Here is an 11,844-nt window from a genome sequence, read left to right as displayed (position 1 = left end):
AGTTTAAAGTTCCGTCTGAGATTCAACGACGAAGCTCAAAGGTTCAACGATGAAGCTCAAAGGTTCAACGATGAAGCTAAAAGGTTCAACGATGAAGCTCAAAGGTTCAACGACGAAGCTAAAAGGTTCAACGACGAAGCTCAAAGGTTCAACGACGAAGCTCAAAGGTTCGACGATGAAGCTCAAAGGTTCAACGATGAAGCTAAAAGGTTCGACGATGAAGCTCAAAGGTTCAACGATGAAGCTAAAAGGTTCAACGATGAAGCTAAAAGGTTCGACGATGAAGCTCAGAGGTTCGACGATGAAGCTAAAAGGTTCAAAGTTAAACCTTAAAAACTCAAGTTTCATCCTCATCTCTCTCACTTTCCCCTTGTCCCCAACAAAATGCTTATTACCCTACTTTTCGTCGCTCTACTAGCTTTCTACGTCGCCTGGAATCTCGGAGCAAACGATGTTGCTAATGCGATGGGAACCTCCGTAGGTTCCAAAGCTGTCACCCTCAAGCAGGCACTAATAATTGCTGGGGTTTTAGAGTTTACGGGTGCTGTGTTGTTTGGACATGAGGTAACGGAAACCCTAGCAACAAAAATTGCTAATCCCGCCTTATTCGCAGCTACACCCCAAATATTCGTAACTGGAATGGTAACGGTACTAATATCCTGTGGTGTGTGGTTGCAAATTGCCACATCACGCGGTTTACCTGTATCCTCTTCTCATGCGGTTGTTGGTGCGATCGCTGGATTTAGTTGGGTAGCTTTGGGAGTAGGTGCAATTGATTGGTCATCAATTGGCTTAATTACCATTGGCTGGGTTTTAACGCCGTTAATTAGTGGTGCGATCGCTGCTTTATTTTACAGTCTAATAAAGCACTGGATTTTAGATCAACCCAATCAAGTAGTCCAGTTACAAGAGTGGATTCCCTGGTTGAGTACTCTGCTGCTAGGTGTCTTCGGCGTGATTGTCTTACCATCGCTCACAGAACCGCTAACCAATTTTGTAATTGAGCAAGTTGGTTTTACAATCCCTTCTCATGACATCCCCCTATTAACCGGTGCAATCGCAGCAGTTGGACTCACAATCATGAGTTGGCGACAACTGGGAGATAAGAGAGACAAGGGAGAAATACTCCCTAATCCTGTAGAAAGATTATTCGGTCGATTTCAACTACTAAGTGCTTGCTTTGTCGCCTTTGCTCATGGTTCTAATGATGTGGGAAATGCGATCGCTCCTTTAGCTGCGATCGTTTACATCAATCGCACTGGTAGCGTACCTACTGATGGTATAACTATCCCGCTTTGGATTTTAATTCTTGGTGGTGCTGGTATTGTTGGTGGTTTAGCTGTCTGGGGAAAAAAAGTCATTGCCACTATTGGCGAAAACATCATTGCCTTGCAACCTAGTAGTGGATTTTGTGCCGAACTGGCAACTGCTACCACCATCCTCATCGCTTCTCGGCTAGGTTTACCAGTCTCCACTTCCCACGCTCTTGTCGGTGGTGTAGTTGGTATTGGATTAGTGCAAAATCTCAAGTCGATTAAGTTTCAAACACTAAAAGGCATTGCCGCCGCATGGCTAATTACAATCCCCGTGAGTGCTGCCCTTAGCGCTGCCATTTTCAGCATCGCCCAGATTTTATTCTTCTAAGAATTATTAATATTGTCCAAACTTTTCCTCTATTGGAATTTACTCAAAGCAAAACACAGACTGCAACAATGCCAAAAAAAGCGTGCTTTTGCAGAATTGCTGCTCATTCATTAGAATGTTGTGCAGGGGATAACGTAACTTAGAATTTCCACAGAAGGATACTTTAATCCCCATTTAGAGATATAAACTGTCATACCAGTTACATTCCACACAAATTACAATTAGTTTCGCAAGTCAGACAATTTGGTGGGGATATCTAGCGACGAGTCGCCTACGCACACGCATCTGTGAATCTTTGCCAATTATTATTGGCAGCAAAATAATAAATATTTATTTGGAGTGAGATTTCTTTAAAAGAAAAAATTTCATTGGCAAATAATTTATGAAAATTAAACTGACCAAAAATAAAAGTCTCTATTTAAGGGACTTCCAAGCGTGGCGATCGATCCAAAATCCCTTCGGTTGGGCAATCCCTTAGACGCTCTAGCGTCGCTAACTATGGGAATCGCCAATACGGGTGCTACCTACCTCACCAAAATTCCAAATCTAATGGTTAAATACTTATCAATGCTGAAGAGAACACGGTGTAGTAAGCTGTGGGCAAACTTAGATGCTTTGCTAACTTGTGTTCAGTATGACAGAATTACGTTGAAATGCGGAAGTGCTGTTAAAATTTTTAATTTATCTGACAAAATACAGGAAATTAGGATGACCGCCAATAAAGTGTACGGGAAGCAGCTTTATCGTCAAAGTGTTAGAGGTTAGAAGCTAATGGGGCGATTCGAGAAGCAACCAGAAAACCCAAGAGTCAGAGGGGAGCTATCTAGAGCAGCAGAAAATGCTCTTTGGGCTGTAGTTGAAGACTTAGAAAATCTTCAGCAGAATGTCCTCAGAGGCTTGCAGGAAGACGTAAAGCGGCTTCAGTCAGAAAAAAATCGGTTATCTGATGAGATTCAAAGCTTGGTAGAGGAAAAAGAGCATTTACAACAAGTGCGCCAAATCACCGAGCAGCAAGTGTTAATTCGGCAACTGGCAGAAGTTCTGGCAAAGCATATATCTTCACAACTGCAATCCTCTCTGGCAACTTTAGCTAATCAAGGCATAGAGGGCCAATCTTACGAACAAGCCGCGTTGAAGTCTGCTGAAGTGAGCAGCAATGTAGTAGGTGAAATTAATGAAAAAGTCGAACACATGTTTGACAGTCTGGATGACACCGTTACTGTTACCTTTAATTCCTTACAACAGGAACTGAAAAACTATCAAAGTAATCTTTCCCAACAGCTGTCACGGATGTATAGCCAGCAGCAGCAAGGGGAAACGATTTTGACGGAGTTTGTTAACCGCCTGCATGGAGAACTAGATAAAACTATAGAAGAAACTTCACGCAAATCAGCAACAGCAGGTATACCTACTGTTTTGCAGTTTACGGAGCCACAAAAAAACAGTTCTGTTGAAACATCCTTACCAGAGTTTGAGGAAGTTGTAAGAAATTCCCTTGAGCCAATTTCACCGATCTCCAATCAATTTTCACCAAGGGAAACAACATTAGAACCGCCGATTGTTAGAGAAAACACCGCGAATCCAATTTCTTCTCCCAGCAAGGATTTATCGGTAAGGGAAATAACATCAGAGCCGCCAATTGTTAGAAAAAATACCGCGAATCCAATTTCTTCTCCCAGCAAGGATTTGTCGGTAAGGGAAATAACATCAGAGCCGCCGATTGTTAGAGAAAATGTCGCGAATCCAAGCAAGGATTTGTCGCCAAGGGAAACGCCATCAGAATCTACTGCGGCTGTAGTTCCGCCACCAAAAGATAATGCCACCGAGCCAATTTCTGTCCTAAATCAGGAATCGCCGGAAAACGAAACGAAATCAGAGCCTCCGCTCGCATCTGTACTACAGCCGAGAATAATCCGACCTTCTCTCAAGATTCCTACTGAACCACTTTCTGTCCGCCGTAAGAACGTATCGCAAAGCAAAGCTGAACCCTCATCGATCGCTGCGCCAGAACCGCAGGTGGAAGCAAAATCCCCACAATTGCGATCGCCTAATTCCCCTGGCTTACCGACACTCAAAATCGGTTTGTTTTTGATCGTCTTATCGGCAGTGGTATCGTCGCTTTACAACGTAGCCATCAAAGTGATTTTCCACGAAGGTTCCCAGATTTTTGGAGTATTAGAGGTAGAGCAATTGCTACCGCCGACTTTGGGCAATACTCTGTTAATTTTGACGCTACGATTTATGGTAGTCGTACCATTGATGGTACTTTTGTCTCCGATATTGCATCCAAGACTGTGGCAAGATTTGGAAAACTTGTCTGCTTCAGTCCGAGGAAATTCCACACCTGCCAATGCAGCTACCAAGCAGATTTTGGTGTTGTCAATTGTGAGTGGGTGCTTTTTGTTTTTATCTCAGGTACTAATCTATATTGCGATCGCTCAAATCACAACTGGAATGGCGATCGCACTGTTCTTTATCTATCCAATGGTTAGCGGTCTATTTTCGTGGTTTCTGTTTCGCGATCGCCCCACTCTATTCCGCATCGCCGCGATCGCCGCGATTTGCTGCGGTGAATTGTTGGTTTTATGGGGTTCTCCCAGCATCGGTATCGGTAATACTTCAATGGGAAGCAGCACCGCCATTCTTTCGGGTGTGGCTTTTGCTGCCTATATAATTCTGACGCGAGTCTGCGCTAGCAAACTGCATCCCGTGACTTTTACTTTAATCAACTTCACTACCATGTTGTTGTTGAGCTTTATCTGTTTGATGCTACCTTTGCCAAGCAGTTGGAACTTGGTAGTAATTGACCCCTCTAAAATGCTGGAACTGGTTTTAAGCGCGTTTATTTTAGGCGTGCTGACCCTTGCAGGTTATTTGCTCAATAATGTTGGTATTAGTAAACTAGGTGCCTCGCGATCGGCGCTCATCGGTGGTACCATCCCAGTTTTAACCGTGATTTTCGCTGGGTTAATCATTCAAGAAAATTTGGATATTGTGCAAATTCTGGGAGTGTTATTTGTAACCTTTGGCGCGGCTGCTTTCAGCTTTGAAACAATGCGAAATCAGGTTAAACCCTCTAGTCCCACGAATTAAATGGCGAGTTCAATCAGCTTAAGGGTGATGGGAGCTACTTTACTCCCCATCACTCTCAGCATCAATCCTGACGCTAATGCACCCACTTATAACTTCAAGATCCCCGACTTCTCAAAGAAGTTGGGGATTTAAGTTTTTACGAAGAATTTCAGAATGCTGTATAGGTGCAGATAACACTTAATACAATACAGTTCAGTTAAGCAATTTTTTCCTTCTCTTTCTTCTCTCTGCGTCCTCTGCGCCTTCTCTACGAGACGCTACGCGTTGGCGAAAGCCTCTCGTAGAGAAGGCGGTTCGTTAAAAAATAGACTTGGATAACAGAGTTTTAGCCTTAACCCAAGCGTATTGACACTTAATAGATTCGGCAAGCAGTATTCAGAATAAATCGACTTGTAATATATTTTTAGGAATTTAGCCTGATACAGGTAGGGAAAACACGTATATGTAAGCAATATGAGTAGTACTGACTCCAACAATTGAGCACAAGTACTTGCTCGGAGAGAATATTCGCAAGGAGTTAAGACTATTGCAGCATATTTTGGAACTAAGAGATGGAGAAGTCGCAGAAATGTTTAGAAAAACTCGTTGTTTCAAGCCAAACGTACTTAGTTGAGATTAGGCGGTCGGCCTACCTATTTTTTCAGTATCGGAGGCAAAGTAAGTGGGCAAGAATAGACTAACTTATGTTAAGCAATGTAAATTACATGAAATTGCCTTGTAGTGAGAGCTAAATTCCTTATCTTTCGGTTTTATTTGTCCCTAATGGGGAAGTCTATCAGACCGCACTAAGTCACTACAAATCTTTAATTATTCACACCCACTTACTAATTGTGTTTCGTAAGATGGTATCTTTATTTCTGTCGTTTTATACAAGTCAACTTAATCTGCGATCGCCAAAACACCCAGAAAAAGAAGCTTTTATCGTAGCCTACTACGGATTATCACTCTTTTTTAGCAACAAGCTATCTACGTAATTTAAGTCTCTGAAATATATAAAATAGCGAGGTAAAACATACTTGAAAGTAGCTAATAAATCAGTTAAATCATGAAAACTTAAAATTTTTTCATGAAAGAAATATAAATCTCTGGCAAAAAAAACTCTAAACAATCATCGGATGGAACCCAAGATGTTTTATTATATGTATAGCTATTAACTAATCTTTCAGTTATTAGCACGAGCGAAAAAACCTTATGTATACGCGATTCAGTTGTAATTAATCGCGGCTTTTTGTGTCCGACAATCAATATAAAATAATAAATAAAACTTGGATTTAAGAGTAGATATAAAAATATCATCAAACCTTGATTTATGCAAAATATAAAGTATTTAAATAGTCATTATTTCTCAGCTTTAAAATGCATAATTTTATTTCAAAACCAAAAAATAGTGATATGATTAGGAACAATATTTGAAAAACAACAGGTATTTTGAAATTGGAATTATTTGCTCTACTTGATGTCTATTATTTTCCCTCAAACCAACGGCTGATAGTGCCGAGACATCACTGGAGGTTGTGAACGAGATGATAGTTCACAACGAACTGTATACCTCAACCTCTAAATGTGGCTACACCTGGTAAGCGATTTGTTTTGAGACTATTCCCAATTATTTATAGTCACTTATGTACTACAAATAATTCGCAAAATCTGCAAAAAAGCATCTTTTTCTAGTAATAGATATCCCAGATTAACCGCGCAAACTAGTTTTTACTCTGAGTCGGCATAGTGCCATAATTAAGTGTAAGCAGCTTGACGTTGTTGCTCTTGAAAGATGAAAAAAACCAGAAAACTGAAAGGCTTTGGAGATTAATTGCAGCATAGTTGACTGTTGGGACATAAACCACTGTTAAGCTAGATTTGATGGTGTCTCTAATTTTCCGGTTAGATGCAGAGACAGTTATAGTCACAACTACCAACTCTGCTTTTTTACCAGGAAATATGCGAAAACGGTAGTTTGCGCTACCACCGATATCATCGTTATCGCATACTAATATAGTTTGAAGTAAAGACAGCCTTCAGCCAGGTGTATACTACCTATTTTCACTCGATTAAAAATTGTGTAAACGTGCTATTCAATTGTCTGTAATATGAGTAACGACATAGATCTGATCAAACGTCTTGACCCCAGTGCGATGGATCAGATCATGCTTTATCTGGCTTTTAGTGCCATGCGGACGAGTGGGCACAGGCATGGGGCATTTTTAGACGCAGCCGCAACAGCAGCAAAGTGTGCAATTTACATGACCTATCTAGAGCAGGGACAAAACCTGCGAATGACAGGGCATTTGCATCACTTGGAGCCAAAACGAGTAAAAATTATTGTAGAAGAAGTCAGGCAGGCACTAACAGAAGGCAAACTGTTAAAAATGCTGGGTTCTCAAGAACCTCGCTATTTAATTCAATTGCCTTATGTCTGGCTAGAAAAATATCCTTGGCAACCGGGGCGATCGCGCGTTCCTGGTAGTAATCTGACAAGTGAAGAAAAAAGACAAATTGAGCAGAAACTGCCCAGTAATTTACCTGATGCTCAGTTAGTTAGCTCCTTTGAGTTTCTGGATTTAATCGAGTTTTTACACAAGCGATCGCAAGAAGACTTGCCACCAGAACACCAAATGCCTTTGAGTGAAGCTTTAGGTGAGCATATTAAGCGCCGTCTGCTTTACTCAGGAACGGTAACACGGATTGATTCTCCTTGGGGAATGCCCTTCTACGCGCTTACCCGTCTTTCTTATACCCCAACAGACGATGAAGAACGTACACACATCACCGTGGAAGATACTGCTCGGTATTTCCGCATGATGAAAAATTGGGCAGAACGGCGACGAAATGCCATGCGCTTGCTGGAAGAACTTGATATTCTCCCAGAAAAAATGGATCGGGCTATGGAAGAATTGGATGAAGTTATCCGTGCCTGGGCTGACAAATATCATCAAGACGGTGGTATTGCAGTAGTTTTACAGACGGCTTTTGGTGAAAGAGAAGACTAGTAACGCAAGGCGGAAGTCAAAAGTTAACACTGAGCGAAGTCGAAGTGTCAAAAGTCAAAAAGCTTAGAAAACAGGCTTTTGAACGATTTGGAATAGTTGCTTTATTTACGCCGTGCTGTACTAGTACAACTAACTGTGCAAACTGTGCAAAATCCTAAATTCTCAAAGCTGAAAAACTGACGTGAGTTCAACTAACCTCTCTCCAACTCCTCTTTGCGTTGGAGAGGAGAATTATAATGTTTTTCATTTATTTGAATGAAATGCTTACCTTGTCAGTGGACACTTTGGGAACAGTGCTAGATATCGTATGCCCACAAGTGGCAGAAGTGCTACCGAAGTTTGTCCTAGCTAATAGAACGTTTGACGAAAGTTGCATTAGTGTACAATCCGCCTGAAAGTTCGCATGATATCTTTGTAGTCTGGATAATACCAGGTGTTGACATCATCGAGAAAGGCAAAAGGACGGCTTTTTTCGGCGAGGTGGAGAAACTTCTTCAACCTTTTGATGATGATATAGAGACCAAAGTAAGAAATATAGTAACTATTATTGCTTCAATTTCAGCTTGTTCTGACTTGGAACTAGTGCGACAAAGCGATCGCTTTCTCTACGATCGAACTACCGATAATCCAATACGCTTGGGTTAGCGCCAAAAACCTTAAGTTGTGTAGGTTGGGGAGCCACTGCGCCTTTGCGGTTTCCCGACTTGTTCGCGTAGCGCGTCTCCCCTTCCAATACGCTTGGGTTAAGGCTAAAACTCTTTATAAAAGTCAAATTTTTTAACGAACCGCAGAGGCGCAGAGGAAACAGAGAGAAGAAAAAAATGCTTAACCCAAGCGTATTGACTGATAATCTTTTCTTTGACGCAGATGAGATTGGTAAAGCTGCACAAGTTCAAATCGCCCAGTTCTCGAATCAGGCAATACTAACTAATGTAAATATTACTGTCATTGCCTAACCAAAGCTATATAGTCAGCAAAGGTAAATTATCCAGTCAGGTTGAAGCATTGTAAATATATAAGGCTGGGTTTCGCTGTTGCTCAACCCAACCTAAACATTAAAATCAGATGATTTATTTTTTGGTAGTTCCTGAATCAGGTTGGCAAATAGCTACTCTAAATTCAACCTGTATATCAATTACACAAAGCACTGTAATCTAATTAGTGCCCGGTTGGGTTGGAATAACTGGTTGAGTTGGAATAACTGGTTGAGTTGGAACAACTGGTTGGTTTGGAACAACTGGTTGGTTTGGAAATGGGGTAGTTTCTAAACTTGGACTTGAACCCGCAGGAATTATCGTTGGCGGTGTAGACGAAGATGAAGCACCGATAACACTATCATCAGCACTGATACAAGTATCTAGCGCTTGAGTAGCGGGAAAGTCGATTTGACTACGCAAGCCAACCACACACTGGCCAAAGCGCACGGGTAACAAACTGCGTCCACAATAATCTAAAACTGTCGGATTAGCTTCTTCCTTAGTACTTAAGCTGACACCAACTACACAGGTTGCTAACTCTTCAGGACGCCGGGCCTTCCCACAAGAAGAAAGCGCATCTGTCGCAGCAATTTGGGTTTCCTTATCAATTTTTACCACGCAAGCAGCCAAATCTTTTGGACGCAGTGCTGCTGCACAACCTTCTGATGCCGCTTCTGCGTTTACACCCACACTCAAAAGGCGACCCGCACAGACACTATAATCATTCCTGTAGGAGGCAGCAACAGCCACATTAGGCAAGATTGTTAAACATCCAGCTATAGCCAAAACTGGTAATGTTAAAATCCTGGAGGTGGAACTGCCTTGTTTGTTCTTAACTCTGCTAACCACTTTTTTGCTCATTGACATTGACATTGCCATTCTCCAAACACCCAAAGTTATGCTAACTCAAATATCTTAAAAATCCTCTGTAATCTAAGAATTTCAGAGGTAGTAAAGTATAGACATAATTAATTATGTCGAAAATTGTGTTAATATAGCTGTTTGAAAGATAAGTAGGCAACGTAAAAAGTATTTCAGAGTAAGAATACTGCGTAAACCAATCTGATGATTGAGTAGCCTACGAAACTAAATAAACACAAAAAACTTATTGGCAGTAGTACGGCGGGGCACGTCGGAATTCAGGCTTGGAAGCCAGTGTGTCGGCTCAACCGACTTAAAGCAACTGGTGTAAAGGAGATGCCTCTACATTGGTAAGATACGTCATACCAAAGCAAGCACCTTCAAAAAACCAAGAATCCGCTGATTTATCATCAGTGGAATGTCAAAATGGTTTGGGTAAAGTTTAAACAGGATTAGATTAAGGAAACTCATGTCCCGATATAGAGGGCCCCGCCTCAGAATTGTCCGCCGCTTGGGCGACTTACCAGGATTAACTCGTAAAAGTGCCAGACGCGCTTACCCACCTGGGCAGCATGGCCAGAATCGCAAGAAGCGCTCTGAATATGCTATCCGTCTAGAGGAAAAGCAAAAGCTCCGCTTCAACTATGGTTTGACTGAAAAGCAATTGCTCCGTTATGTGCGGAAAGCCAGACGTGTTACTGGTTCTACCGGACAAGTGCTGTTGCAATTGCTAGAGATGCGCTTGGATAATACCGTTTTCCGCTTGGGTATAGCCCCGACTATCCCAGCAGCTCGTCAACTGGTAAATCACGGTCACGTAACTGTTAACGGTCGTGTCGTGAATATTGCCAGCTACCAATGCCGTCCTGGCGAAGTAATTGCCGTCAGAGATCGGGCACAATCCCGGAAGTTGGTGGAAGCTAACTTGCAATATCCCGGTTTGGCAAACCTCCCCAGTCATTTGGAGTTTGACAAAAATAAGTTGGTTGGTAGAGTCAACAGCGTTATTGAGCGCGAATGGGTGGCACTACAAGTTAATGAACTACTTGTGGTGGAATACTACTCACGACAAGCGTAATATTCATTTGTCCTTAGTCATTTGTCCTTAGTTATTTGCAAGGGACAAATGACCAATGATTATCCACCAATTTGCGACATGGTGCGGGTATATGCACCTGAAATGCCAGAATCGCGCCCTTTAAAGTTAATTTCTGGTTTGATTCCGAGTAAATGTCTCACCTGTTCTTGTAATTGAGCGGTACTGACACCAGAACGCAGAGCCGTTTTTAAATCTATTTGACCAGTTTCATTTAATAAACAGGGACGCAGCCAGCCATCAGCACTCAGGCGCATCCGATTACAACGATCGCAAAAACATTCTGACATCTGACTAATAAATCCTAGTGTCCCCTTCGCACCAGGAATTTGAAAGACATCAGCAGGGCCAGCACCACGAACTTGTGATTCTGTCAAGCCCCAGCGATCGCGAATGCGTTCTCGTAAATCGGCTGAAGATACCCAACCGCGATCGCCAAATAAATGCACGTTACCAATGGGCATAAATTCAATAAATCGAACGTGCCACTGTTTATCAATTGTGAGGGCGGCTAAATCGAGAACTTCGTGGTCATTAACCCCAGGAATCACCACCACATTCAGCTTCAGGGGGTCGAATCCGACCTGATGGGCAGCTTGAATCCCATGCCAAACTTGTTGCCAACGAGAACGCCCCTGATTACCAATAATTTGGTCAAAAATATCGGGATCGAGAGAGTCCAGACTAATATTAATTCGTCGCAGACCAGCATTGTAGAGGTTTTGCGCCATCGGAGCCAGCAAAAAACCGTTGGTGGTCATTGAAAGGTCTTGAGTTTGGGGTAAAGTTGCGATCGCACCGACTAAATCCACCACACGCGGACGCAATAAGGGTTCACCCCCAGTCAAACGAAATCGGGTAAAGCCTACTGGAATAAATACCTCTTCAATTAAGGTGAGTAGTTCTTCATCAGTCAATAACTGTTGCTTGAGAATATAATCCAGTTCTACTCCCTCTGGCATACAGTACTGGCAACGAAAATTGCAGCGATCGATTAAGCTAATGCGGAGGTAGTCTACCTGGTTCATCGTTTTATTTTTATTCTCTCTGATTAATTAACAGTAAACCAAAAAGTTTTTCCAAAAGGGCGATCGCTAAAATACTGATAGCTTATAATACTAGTAAACACAGAATCCTCTAACCAGCAGACATAGTATAGATTATGATTACTTATGATTGGTTGGTC

At 42.0% G+C, this 11,844-nt stretch carries 11 protein-coding genes; 7 read left to right on the top strand and 4 right to left on the bottom strand.

The genetic code is table 11. The features are described from left to right. Positions 1–3: 3 nt before the first annotated feature. Entirely contained in the window at positions 4–348 is a 345-nt protein-coding gene (locus AC1F2U_RS25420; protein ID WP_480263609.1) for a hypothetical protein, read from the bottom strand. Positions 349–384: 36 nt separating this feature from the next. Between AC1F2U_RS25420 and AC1F2U_RS25415 the strand changes: the two genes are divergently transcribed. The 3 genes from AC1F2U_RS25415 to AC1F2U_RS25405 all read left to right on the top strand — a co-directional run bounded on the left by AC1F2U_RS25415 (position 385) and on the right by AC1F2U_RS25405 (position 5,711). Next, positions 385–1,644 (top strand): inorganic phosphate transporter, encoded by a 1,260-nt coding sequence (locus AC1F2U_RS25415; RefSeq protein ID WP_480263607.1) that lies wholly within the window; start codon positions 385–387, stop codon positions 1,642–1,644. Between the two features lie 771 nt (positions 1,645–2,415). Continuing rightward, positions 2,416–4,737 (top strand): EamA family transporter, encoded by a 2,322-nt coding sequence (locus AC1F2U_RS25410; RefSeq protein ID WP_480263606.1) that lies wholly within the window; start codon positions 2,416–2,418, stop codon positions 4,735–4,737. A gap of 842 nt (positions 4,738–5,579) precedes the next feature. Continuing rightward, complete coding sequence (locus tag AC1F2U_RS25405; RefSeq protein WP_480263605.1) at positions 5,580–5,711, top strand: hypothetical protein; 132 nt, start codon at positions 5,580–5,582, stop codon at positions 5,709–5,711. A 726-nt stretch (positions 5,712–6,437) separates the two neighbouring features. Here AC1F2U_RS25405 and AC1F2U_RS25400 read toward each other — a convergent pair. Continuing rightward, the gene (locus tag AC1F2U_RS25400; protein ID WP_480263604.1) at positions 6,438–6,644 is read right to left on the bottom strand and encodes a hypothetical protein; all 207 of its coding nucleotides are present in this window, start codon (positions 6,642–6,644) and stop codon (positions 6,438–6,440) included. Between the two features lie 180 nt (positions 6,645–6,824). Here AC1F2U_RS25400 and hetR point away from each other — a divergent pair, with 180 nt between their 5' ends. The 3 genes from hetR to AC1F2U_RS25385 all read left to right on the top strand — a co-directional run bounded on the left by hetR (position 6,825) and on the right by AC1F2U_RS25385 (position 8,680). After that, the gene (gene hetR / locus AC1F2U_RS25395; RefSeq protein ID WP_480263602.1) at positions 6,825–7,724 is read left to right on the top strand and encodes a heterocyst differentiation master regulator HetR; all 900 of its coding nucleotides are present in this window, start codon (positions 6,825–6,827) and stop codon (positions 7,722–7,724) included. Positions 7,725–8,102: 378 nt separating this feature from the next. Continuing rightward, entirely contained in the window at positions 8,103–8,369 is a 267-nt protein-coding gene (locus tag AC1F2U_RS25390) for a hypothetical protein (protein ID WP_480263601.1), read from the top strand. A gap of 176 nt (positions 8,370–8,545) precedes the next feature. After that, the gene (locus AC1F2U_RS25385) at positions 8,546–8,680 is read left to right on the top strand and encodes a hypothetical protein (protein WP_480263600.1); all 135 of its coding nucleotides are present in this window, start codon (positions 8,546–8,548) and stop codon (positions 8,678–8,680) included. A 198-nt stretch (positions 8,681–8,878) separates the two neighbouring features. Here AC1F2U_RS25385 and AC1F2U_RS25380 read toward each other — a convergent pair whose 3' ends face one another. Next, positions 8,879–9,574: a hypothetical protein gene (locus AC1F2U_RS25380; protein ID WP_480263599.1), complete on the bottom strand. Its 696-nt coding sequence runs from the start codon at positions 9,572–9,574 to the stop codon at positions 8,879–8,881. Between the two features lie 457 nt (positions 9,575–10,031). On the opposite strand from AC1F2U_RS25380, the gene rpsD reads away from it, so the two are divergent. After that, positions 10,032–10,640 carry a 30S ribosomal protein S4 gene (gene rpsD / locus AC1F2U_RS25375; RefSeq protein WP_190942045.1) on the top strand — a complete coding sequence of 203 codons (609 nt, stop codon included), beginning with the start codon at positions 10,032–10,034 and terminating at the stop codon, positions 10,638–10,640. A gap of 59 nt (positions 10,641–10,699) precedes the next feature. Here the strand turns inward: rpsD and moaA are convergent, their stop codons facing one another. Then, on the bottom strand, positions 10,700–11,686 hold the full coding sequence (moaA, locus tag AC1F2U_RS25370; protein WP_480263598.1) for a GTP 3',8-cyclase MoaA: 987 nt from the start codon (positions 11,684–11,686) through the stop codon (positions 10,700–10,702). Positions 11,687–11,844: the final 158 nt, after the last annotated feature.

The sequence above is a fragment of the Nostoc sp. LEGE 12454 genome (assembly GCF_056620565.1).
This window is presented reverse-complemented; position numbering and strand designations above follow the sequence as displayed.